The organism is uncultured Lactobacillus sp., assembly GCF_945290125.1.
Taxonomy (GTDB): Bacteria; Bacillota; Bacilli; order Lactobacillales; family Lactobacillaceae; genus Lactobacillus; species Lactobacillus rizhaonensis.
This window is the reverse complement of the sequence record NZ_CALYQV010000031.1, coordinates 1-24027: the sequence shown is the minus strand read 5'-3', so window position 1 is coordinate 24027 and position 24027 is coordinate 1. Positions and strand designations below refer to the sequence as shown.

21 protein-coding genes are annotated in these 24027 nt (G+C 35.7%); all 21 read left to right on the top strand.

Translation table 11 applies throughout. From position 1 onward, the window contains the following. The coding region (locus Q0K80_RS06585) for a replication initiator protein A (protein ID WP_294604540.1) at positions 1 to 1003 on the top strand (1003 nt) is incomplete at its 5' end. A gap of 439 nt (positions 1004 to 1442) precedes the next feature. Further along, on the top strand, positions 1443 to 1730 hold the full coding sequence (locus Q0K80_RS06580; RefSeq protein WP_294604538.1) for a hypothetical protein: 288 nt from the start codon (positions 1443 to 1445) through the stop codon (positions 1728 to 1730). 661 nt (positions 1731 to 2391) lie between these two features. Further along, positions 2392 to 2910 carry a hypothetical protein gene (locus Q0K80_RS06575; protein WP_294604537.1) on the top strand — a complete coding sequence of 173 codons (519 nt, stop codon included), beginning with the start codon at positions 2392 to 2394 and terminating at the stop codon, positions 2908 to 2910. Next, a complete protein-coding gene (locus Q0K80_RS06570; RefSeq protein ID WP_294604535.1) occupies positions 2864 to 3922 on the top strand; it encodes a hypothetical protein in 1059 nt (352 codons plus the stop codon). The genes Q0K80_RS06575 and Q0K80_RS06570 overlap by 47 nt, the downstream gene beginning before the upstream one ends. Positions 3923 to 3938: 16 nt before the next feature. Beyond that, the gene (locus tag Q0K80_RS06565; RefSeq protein ID WP_174794053.1) at positions 3939 to 4217 is read left to right on the top strand and encodes a hypothetical protein; all 279 of its coding nucleotides are present in this window, start codon (positions 3939 to 3941) and stop codon (positions 4215 to 4217) included. A 5-nt stretch (positions 4218 to 4222) separates the two neighbouring features. Then, entirely contained in the window at positions 4223 to 6151 is a 1929-nt protein-coding gene (locus tag Q0K80_RS06560) for an AAA family ATPase (RefSeq protein WP_294604533.1), read from the top strand. A gap of 6 nt (positions 6152 to 6157) precedes the next feature. Then, the gene (locus tag Q0K80_RS06555) at positions 6158 to 9850 is read left to right on the top strand and encodes a phage holin family protein (protein ID WP_294604531.1); all 3693 of its coding nucleotides are present in this window, start codon (positions 6158 to 6160) and stop codon (positions 9848 to 9850) included. A gap of 22 nt (positions 9851 to 9872) precedes the next feature. Next, positions 9873 to 10175: a hypothetical protein gene (locus tag Q0K80_RS06550; RefSeq protein ID WP_294604529.1), complete on the top strand. Its 303-nt coding sequence runs from the start codon at positions 9873 to 9875 to the stop codon at positions 10173 to 10175. A 13-nt stretch (positions 10176 to 10188) separates the two neighbouring features. Further along, on the top strand, positions 10189 to 12249 hold the full coding sequence (locus Q0K80_RS06545; RefSeq protein ID WP_294604527.1) for a hypothetical protein: 2061 nt from the start codon (positions 10189 to 10191) through the stop codon (positions 12247 to 12249). 29 nt (positions 12250 to 12278) lie between these two features. After that, positions 12279 to 12524 (top strand): hypothetical protein, encoded by a 246-nt coding sequence (locus Q0K80_RS06540; RefSeq protein ID WP_294604525.1) that lies wholly within the window; start codon positions 12279 to 12281, stop codon positions 12522 to 12524. Beyond that, a complete protein-coding gene (locus Q0K80_RS06535; protein WP_174794073.1) occupies positions 12521 to 13393 on the top strand; it encodes a hypothetical protein in 873 nt (290 codons plus the stop codon). Before Q0K80_RS06540 ends, Q0K80_RS06535 begins: the two co-directional genes overlap by 4 nt. A gap of 9 nt (positions 13394 to 13402) precedes the next feature. Continuing rightward, entirely contained in the window at positions 13403 to 15298 is a 1896-nt protein-coding gene (locus Q0K80_RS06530) for a hypothetical protein (RefSeq protein WP_294604523.1), read from the top strand. Between the two features lie 14 nt (positions 15299 to 15312). Next, complete coding sequence (locus tag Q0K80_RS06525) at positions 15313 to 16566, top strand: phage tail tip lysozyme (RefSeq protein WP_294604522.1); 1254 nt, start codon at positions 15313 to 15315, stop codon at positions 16564 to 16566. A gap of 10 nt (positions 16567 to 16576) precedes the next feature. Continuing rightward, a complete protein-coding gene (locus Q0K80_RS06520) occupies positions 16577 to 17242 on the top strand; it encodes a hypothetical protein (RefSeq protein WP_294604520.1) in 666 nt (221 codons plus the stop codon). After that, positions 17235 to 17894, top strand: coding sequence for a hypothetical protein (locus Q0K80_RS06515; RefSeq protein WP_294604518.1), 660 nt, complete (start codon positions 17235 to 17237; stop codon positions 17892 to 17894). Before Q0K80_RS06520 ends, Q0K80_RS06515 begins: the two co-directional genes overlap by 8 nt. Before the next feature lie 13 nt (positions 17895 to 17907). Beyond that, entirely contained in the window at positions 17908 to 18393 is a 486-nt protein-coding gene (locus Q0K80_RS06510; RefSeq protein ID WP_294604516.1) for a hypothetical protein, read from the top strand. After that, positions 18393 to 19274, top strand: coding sequence for a hypothetical protein (locus Q0K80_RS06505; protein ID WP_294604515.1), 882 nt, complete (start codon positions 18393 to 18395; stop codon positions 19272 to 19274). Before Q0K80_RS06510 ends, Q0K80_RS06505 begins: the two co-directional genes overlap by 1 nt. Then, positions 19267 to 21957 carry an FtsK/SpoIIIE domain-containing protein gene (locus Q0K80_RS06500; RefSeq protein ID WP_294604513.1) on the top strand — a complete coding sequence of 897 codons (2691 nt, stop codon included), beginning with the start codon at positions 19267 to 19269 and terminating at the stop codon, positions 21955 to 21957. The genes Q0K80_RS06505 and Q0K80_RS06500 overlap by 8 nt, the downstream gene beginning before the upstream one ends. A 1-nt stretch (position 21958) precedes the next feature. Then, positions 21959 to 22756, top strand: coding sequence for a hypothetical protein (locus tag Q0K80_RS06495; RefSeq protein ID WP_294604512.1), 798 nt, complete (start codon positions 21959 to 21961; stop codon positions 22754 to 22756). A 37-nt stretch (positions 22757 to 22793) separates the two neighbouring features. After that, a complete protein-coding gene (locus Q0K80_RS06490) occupies positions 22794 to 23288 on the top strand; it encodes a hypothetical protein (RefSeq protein WP_294604510.1) in 495 nt (164 codons plus the stop codon). After that, a partial coding sequence (locus tag Q0K80_RS06485) for a class A sortase (protein ID WP_294604508.1) occupies positions 23288 to 24027 on the top strand: 740 nt, incomplete at its 3' end. The genes Q0K80_RS06490 and Q0K80_RS06485, both read left to right, overlap by 1 nt.

Here is a 24027-nt window from a genome sequence, read left to right as displayed (position 1 = left end):
ATTCTTTATTCCTACGACTTTATTTGATAATCCAAAATATAATAATCTTAGTTCTAATGCCAAATTACTATATGGCATTTACACCAGACGCCAGCAGCTTTCACAAATGAATCAACAAAAATGGCAAGACAAAGAAGGCCAGGTATTCTTTGTCTTTAAAAACCAGGAAGTAGGAAATTATTTAGGATGGGGAAACGGCAAAGTTGTCAGGGTCAAAAAAGAATTAATTAATTATGGTCTTCTAGTTAATAAAAAAACTATGAGTGCAGATCACTTATACCTGTTGGTACCCAAAATTCGAAAACAGGACTATTACAAACCTAAGGATTCTGCACGCTATTCAGAAAATAATCAATCCGTTAAATCCCAGCAACAAGTGAAAATCTCAAATGAATTCCCTGCTAAACATCAGAATTCTAAATTTAGTCCTAATGAACATCTAAATTTAGTCAATAAAGAAACTAAATATATTAATACTAATAAAGATACTAATAAATCAGATACTTATATACAGACAAAAAATCAAACTTCAACACAAATCAAGCCCGAAACCTTAGAACTAGATAAACAAATATTTGCCGATACCCATATTGATATCCTCAAAATACTAGCGGAAGATGACGAGACAACATATGAAAATTTAAAACAGTTAACACTATTAGCCAAAAAGAAGGCTCTAAATTTCGGGCATGTAAAAAGCAGTTTATTTAATTTTGTTGATAAAGACGTAAAATTGCCTTTTTATCAATGTTTATTAACCATTCTCAAAAAATTTAAACAAAACAAAATCCGAAATTTGTCAAAATATTTGTACGTGAGTGTTAGAAATCTATTTGAGCAAATAGGTAATAAACGTGCACAAAACTTTTATAATAATACTGGTAAAAGCATAATGTGGGATAGCGAGAATTACTTTGGCAAAGATACTGTATATATTCCAGCAATTAACAAAAGTTTGGATAATCTATTTGACTATCAAGCTGTGTCAACCACTCCCGACTAAATCCTGGAATTCTTGGGTCTAGTAATACATTTTTCCTTGCTTATATTGACAAGTTATTAATTTTTTTGGAAAATTTATTAATTAAAATTTGAATCTTAGCGTTGTTAGCGCTACAATCAAGGTGTTAGAACAGATATAAAAAAAGCAAGGGTCCCAAGAGTATCTCACTACTCTTAGAATAAAGTTATCAAAACCAACTTGATAACAACCTCACTGGACGGTATTACCCGCCACCTGTTCATCAATATAATTTTGACAGGTCAATTGTAATTACATCAATAATTACTAGTAGAATCTCTTAGGGTAATATGCAAAGTCCGATTTCTAAATAAAATTTTTATTTATAAATATTTAGAAAAGTGAATGGTCGTTATCAAATTAACGACTATTCACTTTTTTTATTCGGTTCTAACAGATCAAAAGTGAAGGAGTGGTTTGAATGCGGCCAAGGAAGAAATCGCGCGTTTATTGCAGGCCTACAAATCCAATTGACCTTGGGCGAGTCATCAAGGAAGCTCATTATGTCAAGACTTGGAGTGGGCAAACATTTTTAAACGCTAGAAACGGTAGGTTTATTAACGCGCGTAATTGCCAAACAATTAATGGCACACCACTTTTTCGCCAGATCAAGTCGGCCTACCATACTAGTGGTCGTATCTTTGCCAAAAGAAGTCGTATGGGAGCACCGCTTTTGAGGGTAATTTTAACACGCCAAACAAGATTTTGAATTGCTGGCTAAGCTGAACATCATGGTGTGTTAAAATTTCAGAACTTTACCCTTATTTGTCCTTTGAAAATTTAGCCGAAAGGTAGTTACCGTGTACTAGATGGGTAAGAGCATCTAGTTTAGCTCCGTAGTTACAATCAAATTGCCAGGAAATGTGATTTGATCATGGCCGGGCACATGCAGGCTAGGATAGCAAGCATATTTTAAAATGCGCTCTTACATGTAACTGTTAGTTACGAGGTCTGGAATTCATCCTATAACCTTGACGGGTTGTTCCATAGGCTCTAAATGGCCAGCCAGTTGGTAGTTAGCTATAAACTATGATTTGCCGGTTGGCAGTTAATCCATAAACTGCACTTTGTAGTCAGATAACAATGCTATAAGTTATCAATTTCCTTACTTAGGTTTTACCCAATGATGAGAGGGGTGATTACCTATATTCAAATTCAATTTCCCAAAATTTAAAAGAAATATCAAGACTTTATTTTCTTATTTACTGCCTTGGATTGGGTTTTCCATAATTTTATTCTTATTTGCTTTAGTTTCAGAAGCAATCGAAAAAAATGCTGGAGCCAATCCCTTTTATTGTAAAACAATTGGGGACTATTTGTTAATAATAGAGTGGCTTCTTAGTGGGATTATACCGATTTTATGTGTTTTTTTGGCAAAAAAAGAACCATATCAGACTATTAGCAAAATGGGCTTAATCGCGTTTTTTGCTTTTATTCCCACTTTAGTACCCTTACCACTAATGTGGAAATACTTTGGCAAGTATATCACCCAACAGGATGTTAACAAAGTGATTTCCAACACTATTTTAACGTATATAGTCTTTATAGTAGCTTTGATAGTTGGCTATTTTATTACTTTAATTTTGAGTAGAAAAATCATCATGAGAAATAATTGGTGGATGCTAATATTAGCGATTCCATATATTATATTTTACTGGATAATTACATCAAAATATAGCCAATTTCGCAGTTTTGTTTCATCAAGCAATTACCAAAGTAATAAGGTTGCTTCCATGATCAATAATTCTCAGATCCCTAATATTATGCTTATGAATGAATTTTGGTATGAAATCGTAACACTTATTATTATAGTATTAGCAATCGAACTGGGGGTAATAGTATTTGCCTTTCTTCAAAAAAAAATTAACAAAAAGAAAGAGGAGTGCTAAATCTCTTTACAAATATCAAACACCGAAAGATGTCAAAGAATCATATATCATGCCAATTTTATTATTTTTAGGGATTTTTTTTATTGTTTTGTCCTTAGTGCTAGATAGAAGCGTTACTAGTAATTATCAGAAAAAAGTAATGGCATCAGCTATGAAATATAACGAAGAACTAGCCATTTACAATGGCGATAAAAATAGCAAGGGGACATTAACCCTCGGACATACGATTCTTAGTAAAGATGGTAAAACTTTAGCTGCTGAAATCAAATATGATCAGACGGCACATGAAAATTTATCATCTTTTGGTTCCAGATACCGCTTAAGATTAATCAAACGCCGTGACAACCAAAAAAATTATCAACTTAGTTATGGTTTATTCGGAACTGACGGGTCAGGTGTTTTACAGATTCATAGTAACAGTGGTTTTAACAATCAGTCAATTATTGTGATGATTATTGACGCTGGCCAATTAGTTTCCTCAGATGCACTAGGTACAGATACTCAAGTGAAGGATACTGATATCGATAAATCCATCACTGCACAATTATCCGATAACTCAGGAGGGGATTCAAGTGCTGATCTGCATGATAACTCGAAGAAGTTACCACCAATCTATTATGTTCGTCTCAATGCGCTAAATGCTAAAAGATCTACTAGAAACTGGACTAATGATAGTCAATTGGTAAGAGATTTATTCGTTAATGATAACCTAAAGAAGTACAAAAAAGTACAGAAAAAAAACGAAAAGAAACTTCACAATGGATACCGTACACTCCAGGAAATGGATACCCGCTTACAGGAAAATCCCAAAGATGAAACTGCACAACAAAATCGTGAGGATCTAAAAGGCAATATTACTTCCCTAAAACAAGAAATCAAAAAGGATCGTAACAACTACAAATTGTTGAAAAATAGCAGCTTTTCAGACAAAATACTCGATCCTAAACAAACAAAGTATCATTTATTTAAGGTACACGACTTGAGGCAAATAGATGAGCAAAAAGAACAGTAAAAAGGGGTGAGCAGCAGTGAGTGCAACTCAAATTAATAATAAAGATCCAGAAGAAGAGATGCGACAATACTTTTCTTCTTTTTTTTCGCGTTTTCCCAGCTTTTCTTTAGCTAAAGTGAGTCAGTTAGCTAAAACTATAAAAGATAGTAAAGAAAATATAGAGTATCCCAACTATAGTCCGCCAAGTGTGGAGGATATTGATACTCCTATTGATTCAGCCAATAGGGAAGTAACCAGTTTTACAGATTCGGTCCAAGCTGTAGAGCATCCAATTTATCACGATGAGCGCCTTTAAAAACCATGTTACAAGTACCAGAAAATATCAATAAGCGTTACAACCATGCACTAAGTATTATGAAACCAGGTCAGGGAACATTAGTTGGCAATCAAGAACAATTAGGTATGCTGACAGATGCTCTTTTACGATTGGAAACACCTAGTGCCATTCTTTTGGGTGAACAAGGCGTTGGAAAAACAGCATTAGTAGAGCAATGGCTCTTTGAACATCAGGATTGGGTTTGTATTTCTCTAAATATCGAAGTATTGGGAGCATTAGGCACCGACTTAATGGTTGCTAGAATTTCTACTTTGCTAGCAGATATGCAGAATATTAGAGACGTAATAATCAAAGACAAACCTCAGAAAAAAATGTTTTTGTTTATTGATGAAATTCATAAATTGTATCGCTATGGGCTTTCTAAGGGCTCATCAGCAGCTATGAATGCTCTGAAGGAAGGCTTGGCTAGAGGGACATTCCCGGTGATCGCGGCAACGACAGATTATGAATATCGAAAAATGGTGACTGATGATCCTGCTTTTGATAGAAGATTTTCTAAAATTGTCATGCAACCGCCAAATAATGATGTAGTGCTAATGATTCTAAAAAAACGAATAATAGAATGGACAAAAGCTAAAAAATATGTTCCACGCATAAACGAGAAAATTCTAAAAGAGTTAATAGCTTTGACCAATGCCTATATTCGCGATCAAGTTAATCCTGCTAAATCCTTAGCCATTCTGGAAGGAGCCGTTGCTCATGAAACGAGGATTCATTTAGAGAGGCAGAAAGACACTGCAATAACTCATGCTACTTTGACTTACGTCTTCCACAGCCAAGGATATAATATCGATTCACCTGTAACAGCCAAAACCGTCAAACAAGAGATAGAGAAAAGAATAAAAGGTCAGCCCTTAGCAATTCGGTATATATCTGATAATATTAATTCCACTTTTTACACAAAGCGCGATCGTAGAAAACCTATGATGACGCTTTTTTTAGTGGGATCGACTGGTGTTGGTAAAACTGAAACAGCCAAGGCCTTCTCACAGGCTTTTTTTGGTACGGATAATGCTTTATTAACTCTGAATGGAGGTGATTATAGCAAGGCGAGTGATGCAGCCTTAGCGCAGCATTTCATTGGTGACCAGATGGCAGTAAATAAACAAAAAGTTATTTTGCTCGATGAAATTGAAAAGTCACATCGGCAAGTTTTGTTTGGCTATATGCGCATGATTGATGAAGGTATTGTCCGCGATAGTAATGGAATAGAGCGATCTATCAATAACACCATAATTATTGCTACTTCCAATTTAGCCGGCGATATTTTTCAGCAGTTAAAAGAGAACATGCACTTAGATAGCCAAAGAAATCCAGACATCTTGACTGACAAGCTGATGGAACTCTGGTGGCAAAGAGAAGCTGACGTTCGAGATAGCTTAACTTCTAGCGGTGATATTGGCATCAATAATCAAATTAAGCCCGAATTTTTAGAGCGATTCCAATTATTAATTCCTTATCTTCCCTTGGCCAAAGTTACTAAAGCTGAAATTGCTCGAATGAAGTTAGAACAATTCGTTCGAGAAGAATCGGAATTAGGATATCACTTTTTACTTCCAGCACGGCTTACAGAGCAAGATTGGCAGAAAATGTTACCCAAAAGTCCTTATGGAAATATTGATCGTGTTTCGGTCATGATTGCTGAAGATGTGGTTAACGCTAATGCCTCTAAAACTGGGGCTCGAGCAATCAACAGATTTATTGATAATTCTGTGAAACCTAAAGCCGCACAGGCAATCGCTGATTTAAAAGAACAAGGTCAGCCTACTAATGGTAATTTTTATATTTATACCAATGGTCAAGCCATTTTTGAATCAAATAGTCGAATGCGTGCAGATGTAAAGATAACTTATGTTCCTATGAGTCAAATTAGAGAGACTGAAAGGAGGTGAGACTAATTGAAGAAGAGATTGCCAACAAAGCTAAAAAAAATTTTGAATAACCGCCTGGTAGTTCTACTTGTTACTGTAGTTATTTTTGCGGCTGGTTGTTTTCTAACGCATACCTATGCTGATGAATTTTCTAGTTATCAATTTGGATCAGTATATCAATATTATATGTTAGATAATCGAGCAGAGGCGATCAAGAACCAAGCTAAATCGCCAACTAATGATAAAGTTCCACTGATTGGTCAAATTGGAACCGGAGGAATTGTTGGGTCATTTAGTTATGACGATATTGTTTCTTCCGCGCCTAAAGATGTAAAAGATGCCAAACAAATGGCCAAAGATTTTGCATCAATGATGGCGACCTATTCTACGTTTAATTACATCACGAATGATATTTACGGATTTGATAGCGTGTCTACTCATGCTAAAAGAGCATTTGTAGGTTTAATCCTATCTCCTTGTGCCATTTTAAATGATTTATTTGGGCTGCTGTATTCTGGAATATTAGCTATTGCGGTAAAGTTTAATATTTTTACCTTTCTTTCGAATATAGTTGCCCATACAAAATTTGCTTCTAGTTTAGAAACAGCTTTAGGAATGTCCGCGAGAGATCTCAAAATACTATCGAACATTGTTTTAGGAGTATTTTGTATTTTCTTTTTAATTTCGTTAGTGAGGGTTTTATACGGGGTTACTCGAAGAAATAATTATCGTGCTACTTCTCGGCTAAAAGGTCAAATTATAACGTTTATAGTGTTACCTCTTTCTGTAGGTTTAGCTGGTAGCATGATTAGCATGATACCAGAATTAACTCCTGATAATTTACTACAATCAGGCACGGGATTCCAAAGATACTTTGTTGATGACCGTTCTTGGGCTGATAATTTTAACTTTGCGCCACGCGGAAGTGGTAGCAAGAATAGTGATATCCACCCCTCTCATCATAATTCATATGTAGATCTGAAATTTGATCCTTATACCTCAGATGGTGCTGAACGTATCAAAGATATCAACCAATACAGTTCTTTGATGGGTAATGGATCAGTTATAAAAGGAACCAATAAAGATTTCACAAAATTAAATCTGTTTTCGCTTTTCTCGGATACTTCTACTCTGTATGTTTATGCGTCAGGGAAAACTTTTTCTGCTTCTGATTATATTAACTATAAGGGAACACAGGATGCGGAGACTCAACTTCTAGGTGGCGGCAATACTGCTAAAACGGTTGGTGCTTATTACAACTACGCTAATAATATGAACAGTAATAATACGTTACTAGATGTGAAACATGCATACACGGGTTCAGGTAATAAAGCAGACGGTTTAAGTCCTGATGGACCCTTTAAGAAAGCTATAAAAGATTATGATGTTGGTAGCGATGAGAAGCATAAACTCAATACTTCACCGTCAGAAGCTTGGAGAGACCGTTATATCTATGGCGTGAAAAATTTTGGTGATTTAGGCAGTTATTACGGTGTAAATCCTTCTGAAGAAATGCTGCATACTACCGTTGGCGCCGGTGAACGCGGTAATTCCTTATCCGATCAAACCATGTTCTTAGCCTTATCAACAATTTTTGATGAAACTGGGGGTCGCTATTATATAGATGCTCCAGCCAGGGGGGTAAGTAAATATAAGCCTTCCTTTGATTCTAACCGTAGTAAGTATTACGTAGTGTCGATGGTTGGAAATGGTGCCTCAGTCATTGGAATGTTTGGTCAGCCTTTGATTCATTTGATTGTGCTCTGGTCAATTGTAGCTGCTTTATTGGCAATAGGCTTAATTGATATGAACATTAGACCTTTAGCTGCTTTTGTCAAAGCTGCCTTGACTGGTCAAATTGAATACCTGGGTATGTTCTTGATTTATTTAGCGGGCTTTGTTGGTAATATATTCTGTTTTACTTTCATGGCAGGATTTATAGACAAGTTCTTTACAGCTGTTAGTGGGGCAATCCTAGCAGTTTCCAAGTTAGCAACATGGGTTCCTACTAATCCTTATAATTCCATGTCTTACAACGGCTTGCGCATTGAAATAGCGGCAGCTTTTAGCATAATTACTTTTTGCTTCTTTATCAAAAACAAGAAGTTTCAAAGTAGATTTATTAGCTTATTCACACTAGTTTGGGAGTGGGCTAAAAATGCAGCCGATAGATTGGAATTACAAGCTAACCCACATGGTATTAACAACCATAAATTGATGCAGGAGCGTATTTATAGCTTAGATGGACACTTAAAGAAGGCTTTGCCGCAAAAATTACAGCATCATATTAAGGATAATGTGTCTAAGTATATAAAGCCACATTCTCCAAAGCATAGTTCACGCAATGAGACTGGTAATCTTGCTAACACACCAATAGATCCAAAAATAATTGAACGAAATGGTTCCATTTCTAGAGTAGAAAATTCTATTGGCAGAATAGGCAGTGAGCCTCAGGCAAATAAAAAAGTCGTTAACGCTGTAAGAAAGAGCAGTAATGCTATGAATAACTTGCAGAATAATTTTGATTTGCAAAACTTGCAAGAGTCTCAGCAACAGCTTGAACAATTGCGTTCACAAATGCAAAAGCAAGGTTATTCTAAAGATGCCATTAAACAAATAGATGATTCCATAGCTGATCTGCAAAGAATAGGTCAAGAACAAGGATTAATCACAAACTCCCCACAGCATTATCAGAATAATCAGGCAGATCATGTGCCATTAAAGAATCCTCAAGATTTAGAAAAATCTGGTATGAAACCAACCGATCTGAATTCTGCTAACGAAAATATGAAAGAAGCAGGTACTGAAAATCTTAATAAGATCCAGCAAAGTAAAAGCAAAAATGGTAGCCTTGCTTCCAAGGAGATCCCTGCTTCTCATACAGATTTTAATCCCAGGAATGATACTTTGAAGATTAAAAATCCGAAAACAGTTATTCAGCCCGTGGATACTCGATTTGTTGATAACAAGAAATCTGGTTTAAATCAATTTACAAAGCCAGTTCCACAACGGGATGTAAATACGCCTAATAGTTTATCTGATAATCATTCCACTGTCAGTTCATCAAAACAACCTACTTCAAGAGTAAGCGGTGATAATGCTGCTTTCAATAATGATCAGTCAGAATCTAAGTCTGGTAAAAAAGAAAGTAACTTTTATCAAACCATTAATAAGTCATACAACACTAATCCTAAAGCGCATGCTGTAAGTGCTGATTCATTGGCTTCGCAAGGAAACATTAATTCTTCAAATAATCGTTATCAAGCTCCTGGTGATCCTAATAGAACAGGTCATCTTTCTAAAGATACAAGTAAAATGGGGATTCAGCAAGATAGATTGAATTCAAATAGAGACGTCAAGAATGCTTATGATTTACCAAATCATTCTTGGTCATCTCCGCGGTCAGGTTCAGCACCAATTACTAACAATTCTGTTGTAAATAATATTAATAATGCCAATTCTGTAACTCACAACACTAGTAAGATTATTAATAATAACCAGTTGAAAAATTTGAGTAACAGTTTAGGTAAAGCAGCAACAGACCCAAGTATCAAACAAATTTTAGGCAAACTTCAGAAAATTGATAATAAGGAAGAATTCAATAATCTTTCTGGTCAATTGAGAAGAAGCGTTAATGGATTAGACGAGCAAGTCAAATCTAGTGTTAACGGGAAGCTGTTGGCAGATAATCTGCACAGCATTAGTAGAAAAATCAAATAAGTAAATAAGTGAGGTTAAAATCATGAATACTTTAGTTACTAAACTATCAAACAGTCAGGGACTTTACCTGACTGGTGATGTTATTGATGACTGGCTGAATAATATTATTCACTGGGGATTAGAAAAAGCTTTAACTATTGGGGGTGGTGTCCTATTTTTTGCTGGCTTAGCTGATATTGTTGCTGGTTTATGGGGCAATAGAAAAAATTATTCCAGAGCTGCTATCGGTGTATGTATCACTATTTTCGGTGGTTTCTTATTCATTGTTGGTGCGGCATCTTGGATCAAAAAAGCACAAACTTTGGGAGACGCAGTTCCTAAGTAGAAAGGTTAAATAAATGGATAAAACTAGTTCACTAGCGCTCGAATTAGTTGATATCCCTGATGAATTCGTAAATCTGCTAAGAGAAGCCATTTCTAAAAGAAAAGGTACTGAATTGATTACAATCGATCAGCACCTTTTTTTATTTCCAGTAAATGACCAAATTGAAAATATTATTGAAGAAGCTTCTTTTCATTACTCGCATGACGTAGGTGCTTATCAATTACGTATAGTTCAATTCAATAATGATAAAACATCATTTGAGATTGCTAGTAAATTTATTTCTTCCAATCCTTCAGTAATTGTGGAAGATGACGGCTTGATTATTATTGATGATCTGGTTAATTTATTGAAAGTTATTAATAAGCACCAAGAAGAAAATACGGATGATGAGGATAGTATAAGCACACCATCACAGGATAATAACGAAGATAATGATCATTCTTCTACTGATGAGGAGGCATTTGCTCAAGATGACGCACAAATTGACAAAGAATTTGAACAGATTACTTCGTCACAACAGCAGCCATCAACTGATAATCAAGAACAAGAAGGTGAATCCGCCGGTTTTCAGGATAATGCGGAGTTAAACGAGATATTTAATGATACGAGTGCTGAGCAAGATCAAGATGAGCAGGAAGCTTCTGAGGAAACAAATTCAGCTAATTCCGTTTCTATTTCAAGTAACGATCAGGATATTTCTGAGGGGAAAAATCCGTCTGATTCTTCTGATTTAGATAATAAGCCAAAAGAATTAAGTCAACAATCATCTCTAAATTATAATGAAGCTCAAAATAACGGATTGACTAATTTAGGGGAATCTGAGTCTTATGAGCAACCTACCGATGTATTAAAAGACTATGATAACGATAATGCACGTATCTATGAGGTCGCTCGTCACATATTAGATAGTGAAACGGAGCCCATTAGTTTAGCCGGATTGAATATTCCTAGTAATTTAGAATCTGAAGCAATTAACGTTACTAATGAGGATTATCAGCAACGTATTAATTTACTAAATCAGATATGTAATTCCTTATCAAATAATTATCATGCCAATTGGAAAAATGTAGAAAATGAAAAGATTCAAGCAGCCCAAAAGGCTAATCAGCAGAATAACGAAAAGATAAGAACTAATTCATTAAAACAAAAGCAGCTAGAACAAGATCAGATACAGAATGATTATGCTAAAGCTAAAGAACAATTTGTTAAAAGCAAAATTCCTAAATTAGAAGCACAATTTGATTCTGAAAATCAGGATATGTTAGCTGCTCAAATTGAAAAATCATCATCGGATATTGACCAGAAAACAACAGAAAGGATTAAAGAACAACAAGACAATTTAGACACTTACATTAATACTTTACGGAATTTATGCCTAAAGCATACTGTTCGTATTGCAGATGTATCAGATTTCGTCAAAGATTATCAACATCAACAAAAAAAGTTGTTATCAGATTTTGCAGAAAAGGTAGCTCAGGCTAATTCTACAATTTCCGATCTAAATCAACGACTACAAGAAAAGGATGATCAAATTGCAAACCTAAAAAATACACAAGAAGAAAGAGTGCAAACTGCAATAGACAAAGCGTTAATAAAGGAGCAGAAAAAACAATCCACTGAAAATCAGCGAAAATTCATCAAATATCAAAAAGAGCTTGATAGTTTCGAAAAGAGGTTAAAAGATCAAGAATCGATCATTGAACAGCAGAAAAAATTAATTGATCAAACTAACAATGTAAATGCTAATGCCTCTAATAAGAATGTACCTGCATCACCAATTACTGTACCTAATACGGAAAACAAGAGTTGGAAATATTCTTTTATAGGATTGCTAGCTATATTGGTTTGTGTTTGCTTAATTTTCTTTTTTAGACCGAATAATCAACAACCGGCAAGTATTCAGCAGCCCCCGGTTCAGAGTAGCATAACGACCTCGAATCAACATAATTTTAAAAAAGGCGATACTTTCACTTATACCAATGAAAAAAATAAAAAAATTAAAATTCATGTTGATGATAAGCACTCCGGACACTATAGAGACAAACAAGGGAAGGTTCATACTGTGACCTTTTAGAAGTTACCAAGTTTTGGGAGGTGATTTATTTGAACGAAGTGCAAGAAGTAACGGAAATACCCTCTAGCAAGAATACTTTGCAAAGTAAACAAAATCAAAATCCTAAAACAGATGCGCATAGAAATGATAATTCTAAGTCGCGACAATCTTCTTATATTATGCAGGAGTATCCAGCCGCAGGAGATGATATAGAAAATAGTGTCTATATTTCTATTGCTGGTATTCTGTTGTTGGTTGTAACTCTGTTCTACTCATTAAGGCGGGCGAAAATATGACCGAACAAGATAATACTAATAATCAAATTTACCATGCTCCGGGTAATCGCTTTAATTTAAGGTCGCAATCTTGGCGAATGATCAAAAGAATTTCCGGACTATCACATATGGGATCGATCACGGATTTTTTGGTAACAACATGGCTGGGTATTTTAGTAGGTCTTGGTATTTTAGGCATAGGCTTATATGGCACGGTTTTTATAATTAAGCAAAATGATATGCAGACTTTGTGGCAAAATTTAGGTATAGCTTCTATTTACACGTTAGGGGTATTTTTCATTGCTTTCAATGCTTTATTAACTAATCCTTCTCATGGCTTACAAATTATAGTTAGTATGAAATTTTTGATACACAAACTAATTTATCGGAAATTAATGGGTTTTACTAAATTGAAAAATTTTCGGATTTGGCCAGGAGATGAATCTCAATCTATTATTGAACAAAATATTGATGGTAAAAGCCAATATATATCAATTTTTAGAACACGAGGAATAGTTAGTCCTGTTTCCTTCGAAGAAGAAAAAGCCATGGCCTCTACTTTAAATAAGCAAATGTTAACGAATCTGGAAGATGATACGTTAGTCATTAAGATGATTTCCATTGAAGACGCGGAAATCAAGCCAAAACCAATTCCTCCCAACGCGACCCCAGCCATGGTCAAGAAAATCAATGAGCAGTATCTAGTAACCACGAAAAAAAAGGATAACCGACAATTACAAACGACCTTATTTTTGGTTGCACCAACACCAGCGATTTTGAATAGTCGGATCCAGACCACAATACGAGCGATGGAAGCTGGGTTAGTCATGAACTATTCCTTGTTATGCGGTGAAGAAGCCAAGAAAGCAATTGCTAAGATCTTGAAATAGGGGGGAACAATGTTTAGAAGAAAGAGGAAAATTTCTAGCAATAATAAGCAAACTAAATTCCAAGAAGATTTTGGATTTACTAATGGTTTTGGTTATAAGGATACTGATCCTTATCTTTTCTTTAAAGGCAAGCACTTAGTAGCGTCTGTTTTTGATGTCTTGTTTGATTATGGAACTCATAATCCAGAAGAAATAGGGTGGATCTGTAAGGTTATTCCGTCTGAGAATATTCATCATTGCAAACTATTATTTTTGGAAAGAGAAAAAGGGGTTCCCAAACCCAAGCAAAAAGATATTATCCAAAAGAAGATGGCTTCCAATTTGTATAGTGTTAATAACACTGCTGAAACAGATATGGAACAGCTCGCAAATAATGGTAAGAGAGCAGATGATATAAAAATTTCCGCTATTTTAGCTGGAAGAAAGGACACTATCATTGACAGCGACATATTGATGATTATTGTGTCAGATTCTCCGAAACACATTGAAGAAGGTTTAGCTCTAATCAGAAATTCTTATCATAACAACAATATTAATGGTATTACTCTGGTAAGAGAGGTAGGCAGACAATATTTAGAATTTAGAGATCTATTGTCTAAGGTTTCAGCTGATAGTTTCCATAATACTGATATGTCTACGGTAGCTGCTGATAGATTATTCTATCCCTCCAGTGGTTTTTCCGATGAATATGGAGTTGCAGTAGGTATTGATATCGATTCCTTAATTTATAATAATGCTGCGATTATTGATTTTACTGGGATTAAGAATGCCATTGTCTGTACTGGAGAAATTAATCCCATAATTTCAATTGGTGGTTTCGAAGGTGCAGCAGCCGTGAAAGATGGAGGAAGTGCAATTGCTCAAGTTATCAGTGATAGCACTTATCTCAGTGGCAGAGGTCGGGTACATCATATTATTATGGCTGGATATCCCTACAATAAAGAAGATAGCTTGTATTTTGATATGGGTAAGAAAACGATTAATCCGATGGAAGTTTTCGGAACTCCCGAAACTGTTGTTCAAGATGCAAACGATAATTTTGATAAAGTAACCGAAATGTTAATACTGGTGATGGAAAATAGTAATAGTAATATTGATGATACCTATATTAGAGCCAAACTAGAAGCAATGCTGGAAGATTGGTTCATTTTCACGGCCGGAGGACAAGGGCTGTATACGACAGATCCTAATAATGAGCCCAAAAAAGCACAAATGATTTTGGCTACTGATAATCACGATAACTATCCCACTACTTCAGACTTTTTAATTAAGCTACGTGATAATGTTGCTCGAGCTAGTGATCCTGAGAGTAAAAGGGAGGCCACCTTAATGCACGAAGCTGTGAAAACTGCTATTCATCAATATCCCAATCTATTTTCAGGGCATACTAATTTACCGAATCAGTATGATAAAAGCGTTCGTAATATTTATTATGACATTCAGGTTTATAGACACACTCCTAAAATTGCTGGAGTCGCCTTTTTAAATACTTTAGCTTATGTAGTCAATCGTGCCCGTCAAAATGACACAATCGTAATTCATGGTCTAGATCAACTAGAAGTTCCTTTAGAAAGTATAATTCCTTATAAAAAGATTATCAGACGCAAGAATATTGGTTTAATAACCACTTTTGAAGATAAAAATAGTTCAATTAACCCTAATAGTTATGAATCTTTTACAGGTACCATGAACAATCAGGATATGATCGTTATTGGTGGTGTTTCGGATAAGGATGATGATGAAAACCACAAATATTTTAATATCAATTTCATTAATCGCTCCTGGAACAAAGAAATACCCCAAAATGTGGTCCAAGCGTTAAATTTAGAGCAGCAGGGAGTGTTCTTTTGGTACCGCAAGTCTGACCAGCAAAGTGCCCTCATAAGAACGCATTTGTTGCTATAAAGGAAAGTGTGAAAATGAAATATAAAAAAATAGGTAGGAGACCGTCTAGAATTATGTCGAGTCTCTTTTTGTTTGCCTTGATTTTGCCAGTAATTAGTCCTAATAAAACCTATGCTAGCTTTGAAGGCTATGTGGCTAAAGATGATTGCGATTCTGCAAATTCTCAGCAAGCACCTTCTGGAGCCAAGCTTTCCGGAGTGCAAGGCGATTGGCTAACAAAAGGGACTATCGCTAACAACAATGCTCAACAAATATTTAATTATTTGACACAAACCATAGGTTTTTCTGGAGCTGGAGCAGCGGGAGCATTAGCTGTTGCCAAAAGAGAAAGTAATTTTGACCCGCAAGCTCTTAATCCTGGTGGTGGCGTAGCTGGCTGGTTTCAATGGTCTGGCTTTACCAATACTGTAAACGGCTCTAGGATTACGGCTGAAGGTTCCATTAAGGCGGGTGATAAAGGCACTTTAACAGCCGAGAACGAGTTAAAACTGATCGCTTTTGAACTTAACGGCGGCTGGAAAAATGCCAAAATCGTTGTTGGGAATGATATTGATCCAGTGCAAGCTGCTAAAGATTGGTCACTTTACTATGAAGGGGTTAGCTTATCAGATGGTCAAAGTAAGATTGGTCAAATTACTCAAGATGCTCAAGCAGCGTATGTTGCATTTGGTGGTGCCAATATTCCCGCGAATAGCGCTTTGTTAGGAGCAGCAGGAGCGGCTAATGCCGGCGCGAAAGCAAAAAATCCAGATAATGAAAACTGTTCTGAGTCCACTGATTCTAGTGATGTTTTGCAGATAGCTAAAAGTCTGTTAGGTTATTTCCATTATGGACAATCTCACGGAGTTTCTTACATTGGATCAGTAGAAAATCCAGATCGTGATGGCATCACTGATTGTTCTGGGTTCGTTTGGCTGGTCTTAAAAAAAGCTGGTTATAAGGTGCCCGAAAATATGGGTTGGTTTACCGGATCTATGGAAGCAGACGCTAAAGGCGCTCATCATTGGTTAACGGAAATACCAGCTAGTGAAGCTAAAGCTGGTGATGTTGTAATTGTTAATACTGGTGGGGGTTCAGGTAATAATGGACATACAGCAATTTTAGAAGAGAATTGGAAATCGCAATCACCGTCGGAAAATACTACTAAAGTTATTCAAATGGGCGGTAAAGGCGGCAGCGGAGGAGTTAATGAGGCAACATTTAAAGAATCATTTCTTAGCTTATTAAGCGGTAATTACACATTAACCTTCGCACGGCCGCAAAAGTGAGGCTAAAAGTATGAAAACTATAATTAAAGATGTCGTTTTCCTAACTCTAACAACGGTTATAGTGATGAGTTTAATAGAAGGTATAAACGCGGCTCAGAATAATAATTTCAAAAAAGTGCAAGCCAGAACAGCGCAAACTATTAAGCTGAATAAGAAACAAATAAGATATTATCGACAAAAAGATCAACAATTATCTAAACAATATTTTTATGAGCAAATATCCAAAAGAAATTATGATATTGTGGAGCGCAAGAAAAGTTTAAATGACCGTTTGAACAAGGCTTTTACGCTAACTTTTTCACAGACCAAAAATAAAAAAGATTATGATCAATTAGCCGCTAAATTAAGTCCGCTTGTAGGTACTAAATTTGCCGCTGAATTAAAAAGCAAAGTTAAACCTGCCGTGCAACCAGATGGGACAGAACGAACGTCATTTGATCATTTAGATAGACTAGAGATTGCTTATGGTCACCTGAATGAATCTACTCAGAGGGTACCAGTATTAATATTTGCTGCTTACAGTTCGCCAACTATTAATGGTACCTCTACCGGGGTTGTTACTAAGGGAACAGATCAGGTAAAGAAATCATCCGGTATTTATAAAATATCTTATGATCCCACAACTGATAAAATTGTCACTTTTGACTTTAGAGAAGGTGCTATTAGTCATGAGTAATGAAGCAAAAATATGGGAAATGATTTGTCGTGATTTGGTAATAATTGGTTATGTGACGGTTATTCTTTTAGGATTTTTCACTATTAAGCATAATATTCAGCAGGGAGCCCAAGATGTTAGCCATGTACAATACCTAGAGAAAGAATCCGATTCCAAGTTGCAGCAAGAAAAAAATAAGTATCACCAAAACTATCAAAAATATAAAAATCTAGCGGCACAAAAAGCTTATTTAAACAAAGATCAAAAAGTCAAAGATTATTATGGTGATCTTAATGAGGATAAGTTGCTGAAACAACGTTCTCAAAAGTTTTTCACTATCTATTTGAGTTGGTCTAATTCTCATGACTACCAGCAACGATCTCACAAACTAAATAAAATTATCACTCCACAGTTGGCTCAAGACAAAAATATTTTCGATGATGGTAAAGATGTTACCGGCAATAATATCATTAAAAATTTAGGCTTACATTCGCGTTTAAATGATCTGACTATTTACAGTAATAGTCAAATGCCACCTGGTAAGGAAATTGCTTTAGTAAAGGTAGTGCAGGAATCTTGGCGAAAGGGTGCGAATCCAGGTCTAAGTAATAGTCTTTATTTATTACGAATCAATTCTGACCAGCTTATAGATCAGGTTGTCAAGCTGCAATAAGGAAGTGGCAAATTTGAAGAGTAGTAGGCTTTACCTTTTATATTTTGGAATGGGCTTGCTGTTACTGCTTTTATTATCATTATTATTTCAGGGTAATAAACAGCACACTAGCAGCACTTATAGCAGTATCGCGACAGCACCTACTAAAGCCTTTCAGGTACTAAATAAACCTAGTGGCGACCAGAAAACTTTAATGTTTATCTTATATAAAGATGATTGTCCGTACTGCCAAAAAATCGAAAAACCTGTAGTTGACAAAATACAAAAAGCGAAGGGGGAAAGGAACATTTCCCCTTTTTTGGTGCTTAATTTAAACAAATGTTCGCGGCAGCAAAAGACTAAATTATCCCAAAAAATCTTAGATTTAGCGCCTAATCAAAGATTATTAACTCCAACATTTGCGATTATCAAAAATAAAGGTGGTGGCCAATGGCAAGTTACAAAAATTTATTCAGGTACAGATCTTTCCAAAATTAAAAACATAATAGGAGATAGTTAATGGTTGAAGACGTAATAATTGTTTTAATCAGCTTTTTTTTAGTCGCGGGTCTGTGTACTTACTATTATGCTGATATCAAATTTCAGAATAATCCTTATAAATGGGTTGTTTTTGCGATCATCTGTTTGCTGGTGGTAATTATAGAAATTTTGATGATGATTTACCGCTCTACTGCAAAAAATATTTTATTTATCGGAAATATTATTCAGATTTTAGATAGCGCGGCCTTATTGTTAGTGAATCATTTGTCCAAGGGAATTGTGTATTTTGCCTTTGCCATCTTTTTCTTAGTTTGGGCGGCAACAATAGCCATATATTTCCATGTTCATCGCAAAAACCTGAAAAAATTCGAAGAACAAAAACAGCTAGATGAAGAAAAGAAAAAAGAGCAACAGCAAGCTGTGCCACCTCCAACTACTGATGAGAAGACCAATGAAGCAAAAACCTCAAAGAAATTAACAACGGTAAATCTTGATTCTGAGGGTTTGAATTCTGATGATTCAAGCAATAAGGCGGAAGACAAAGTTAATAAGACCAATGACGTGGCCGCTAATTTGCAGGAACCAGTTAAAGACATTGATTTAATGGGATTGGAGCTGAAAGATTTTGATATTAGCAATTTTGAGGGCTTAAAACAAGCATTTAATGCTTCGAAGCAAGGGCTCCAATTAACAAAACAAGGAGATGATTATATTGCGGTTTATTGTAATTCTAAGGGCTTGCAACAAATCAAAAAAATACTATCGAAAAATAGCATTGACGCTTCCCCATTAAAAGCCCAAGCCGAGATAGTAACCTTTAATCAAGAAAAAATTAAGGTTATGCCCATCACTGATTATTTGCAACGATTTAAGAGGTCGGGGAGTCGGGGAAATGATTAATTTTAACTTAGTTTTTCAGTGGATATTGCCTTTATCATTTGCTTTCATGTCTTACTACGGAATAACGCGATTATGTAGAAGAGTATATGAATATACTGACTTAGATAAATTATGGTCATTTTTAATTAAAGCCGGCCTAATAGCTGGAGCAGTTACTTTAATTCTTTACTGTGTCATTACCGCGCCGTGGTATGAACAAGCTAAATATTTACTTTTTTCTGGTTCTAACAAAGTACAGCAGACAGCTATTTGGCAAACATTACTAAACTATCTGAAAGTATTTCTCATTTGGCTGTTATATTGGTTGGCAATTTATCTGCGGGCTATCTTAATCGTTTGGCTGCCCTGCTTTTACATTACAGTGCAGAGTTTAGTTTGGCGGGTTAGTTTTAACCGTACAGCGAACATCATTGTCCAGCTCATAATTTTATCGCCTTGGCTGATGTTGAAATATTTGTTAGGCTATCAAACTCCTTTTTTTGATTTTTTCCAAAAACGTTTATTTGCAGCCAAGCTCAAAGAGAATCTCAATGATAGTTACTTCGATGCGTTATCGGGATATGACGATCGCGGCAATAAGTTCGAAAATGGAGCTGGAGGAACGATTCAAACTCAGAGAATTAAGAAAACAGCCTTGGCGATTAGACAATCTCACGTTGTCGTGAAAACTATGAATGGTCTACGTTACGCGGAAATTTTTGTTCGTAAAAGTCGAGAGACTGACACGGATCATTTAATTGCACAGGTTTTGCAAGGGCTGGGCTCCAGATTAACAGCTGCTAGTATTCGTTTTCCCGAAGATGCCACTTTTTCAGCTGATAAGGGTGGCTTTTTGTTTGATAGCAGTGTTCCTTATAATGCGGCTGATGAATTAGGAACTTGGCCAGATAATTTTAGTAATCCTTGTGCTCCATCTAATCAATTAAAAAATCATGGGAGAGGTTTTTTAGGAACTTATTTCACCAATTGCTTAAATATGTTGCGGTACTTGAAACATTTCACACCAGCGGCTTTTTTACAGAAGATGCAAGCAAAAGACGCTAAGAGGTTTTACCGTGATCCAACGATAGATCGTTCCAAATATTTGGTCGAGCATAACTTAGATTTATCAGTAATTAAGACACCTCTAGATCCGAAAACGGGGGCTACTATTAAACAGCAGAAACAGCTAGCCTATCACAAGGCTATGCAGCTAGAACCCGATTTAAATCAAGTTTTAAATAGCTTTAAAATCAACGGTACTTTTGACAATGTCATGGTTGGTGGTAATACCGCCATTTATTCTTATACCTTGCCCCGTTCCCCTCATTTGCCAACTAATTTCGATAATCTCGCTAAAGGCATTTCCAATATGTTAAAAATGCCTGATATTCCTATTGTATTGGTAAGTGCTGGCGTTCTGAAAATTTCTTTAGTGACTGGTGTTAACATTCCAGTTGATTTTCGGGAAATGATTAAAAAACGGCCTTCAGGGGTATCTGAGGTAATATCCGGATTAATTGGTGTTGATGCCATGGGTAAACCCATTGAATTTAGTTTAGGTAATCAAATTCCGCATATGATTCTATTTGGTAAAACTGGTTCTGGTAAAACTGTAACCTTAATGAATATGATTTATTCAGTCATGGATAGTAAAAATCCGGAAGAAGTAAAAATAATTTATATCGACGGAAAAGGAAATTCTTTTGAACTTATGCGCACAGATAACCCAGAAAATCCAGATTATCATCCTAATCCTTACACGTACGCCCAACCAGCTGGTGCTGGGGATATTGAATATGTCAGGGCACTATTTAATCATGTAGTTAAATTAACCCAGGCGCGAATTGAACTCTTTAAAAAATTCAACATCAGCAAAATTGAAGAATACAATAAGAGATTTCCTGACAAAAGACTTTGTACAATTTTAGTTATTTGTGATGAATTATCAACAATTATTGATCAAGATGCGCAGCTGAAAAGTTCTGAAGTGGCAGAGAATAATGTTACTGATAAAATCGAATATCTAGCTAAAATGTCTCGCTCAGTCGGTATCCGATTGATTTTAGCTAATCAAACAGCTAGAAAAGAAAAGATACCTGGCCGAATCACTGCTAATATTTCTGGTCGCGTTAGTTTAGGAGTTACTGAACCAGTGGAAAGTGATATTGCGCTACCGGATACCGGTATTAAGGCGCATTACATCACGCAAGCTGGAGAATTTTACAGTTTGATGAAAGGAACCAATCATCCGGAGCATGGCAATAGTCCTTTTTTGGAAGATGACGAAATGTATGCCTTAAACGATAAATTAGAAGCAAAATTTGGTCATCATGATTATGTCTATACACGTGACCAAATTATTGCTGAATTTAGGAAAAGTAAAGGAGAGGAAGATGATAATGCAGTGTATGCAGTGCCCAATGATTTACCAGATCAAAATAGTTCAGTTCCGGATTTATTAACTGCCATTAAAAATAACCCCCAATGGGCTATTGTGAATAGGAAAAGCCCCATTTTTGCTGAAAATAAAGATTTGCATGCTGGAACTAAAAGAGATATGCATCATAAAGAAGAATTGATTCAGGAGGCCATGGAACAGGCGCAAGACTTGATTAATGCCCAAAAAGCGGAAATGATTTCGAATACCAGAAAGCATGCTGGAAAATTCCTAGCACGGGGTAAAAATAAAGGAGTCATTTGATATGTCGCATAGTCACAGTAAAGGTAAAGTCAGCTTTGATAAAGCTTGGCACAAAATCAGCCGAACCCTCAAACACATCAAACATGATGGTGCTACTGAAGTCTACGAAGTCACTTCCTACCCCTTAAATAATTTAGATAATTTACAAAGATTAGTGAAAGAATTACCTATTCGAAGCGTGGGATGGCAGCATACAGATGCTTGGCATACAGCAACGATATATATTCCCAAGGGGACAGGTTTTTGGTACAGCCGTAATATTTTAGACTTAATCGATGGTGGATTTGGCAATAAGGATAAATTTAAAGAACTTTGGGAAGAAAAAAATGGTGATTCTTATTACGGATATTTTCCCAAAATTCCGACCAGCACTACTAATAATATTAGATTACAACAAAGCAGTTACATCGTTTGTGATAAAGCACAGCCACCAAATCCACAAAGCAAAATTCCTGGAGAAATATCTGATGGTTTTGTCGATCGTACTCATCTAATTAGTTCGCGCGTCACGGGTATTGAAAATCATAAAGGATTGCTGATTGATTTTGATGGCTGGCTAAATAAGAACCCACTAAATAGATTTGAGACCTGGGCTTTGCAACGAACCTTCCGGCAGGACATCATTTGGTATGTGCAAATATGGAAGTCAAATGACGGGCTCCATTGGAAATATATTATGTATGACAACAATTTCGATAAACTAAAAGAACTTGAGTGTGTAGATGATCGCTGGAGCTATCTTTGGTTCTATGATCCTGGGCAAGACCGGTTTAGTCGTAAAGCCTTATATACAAAGTGAAAAAGAAGGATGAAATAAACAAATGTTTAATGAAGCAATGATTACACAAAGAATGAGGGGAATATTAATCCCCAAAATTGAGCAAGCTTTTGAGGTTTTTATATCGGAAAATCATTTAACTAAAGTTAAGATTTATCCTGAAGATATACCAGGGAAATTATTAGAATCCTATCTGCCGGCAGCCGTGAAAGAATTTCAAAAGGTAAATCAGGATGTCGAGAATTCTAGTGCTGATGAGATTGACGATCGCATAGCGGATTATGTTTTATATGAATGTGATATTGGCTTTTTATTAAGCAAAATTCAATTTATTTTTGATGAAGAGGCTACATTGCAAGGTGTCAGAGACACAATGATAGAGATGCTTCAAAACACATCACCCTACGATCAAGTTCATCGTGATTACTGGGTAAGAAGGGTGAATAAGGTGAGACACGTCCATGATTTAGCAAAATATGCTGATCGTGATCATCTAGATGCTTTTGTAGAAGAGAAAGCAGCTGACTGGAAAGAAAACTTGCAGGAGGAATAATGCGATTTCATAACTTATATCAATATTGGCAAAATTTAGCCCCGAAGAAGCAAAGATTGATTAAAATCGGTTTTTTGATTGCTTCTATTGTAGTGAGTGTTTTATTCATATTAGTAACTGCTTTTAATATAGACAATAAAAATATTATAAATTCTTATGCTCATGACAGTGTGAAATCAACAATTCAAGAAAAAAAATTAAAATGGAAGCCTAAAGTTTATCAATCTGATATTGATAACGTGCATATGATTACCCCTTATGAGCTACAGAATTACCGTAAGACAGCTTTAAAAAGGCGATATGGTGACAATTACGCTGGCTATGTAAGTGTTCCACAGATTGGCTTATATTTGCCAATTTTAAACGGTGTAAATATGTATACTTTAGCATTGGGTGCGGCTGCATATTACCCTAATGAAGTACAAATCGGCGGAGCTGGGAATTATGTACTGGCAGGTCATAATATGAACACATCCTTAAATGTCTTGTTCAGTCGTGTTCCCAATATTAGAGTTGCTAAAAATTCTATGATCGTTCTTACAGATAAGAAAAAAAATTACTATTATCATGTTACAGATAAGAAGCTAGTAAGACCTTATCAACCAGTTATTCGGGGAACTATTACACCTACAAAAAAATCAGTCTTATATAGTGATAAAAACAAAAAACAAGTAACTTTATTTACCTGTAATTATAACGGTACTAGGCGATGGGTAATTATTGGACAGTATGATTATGA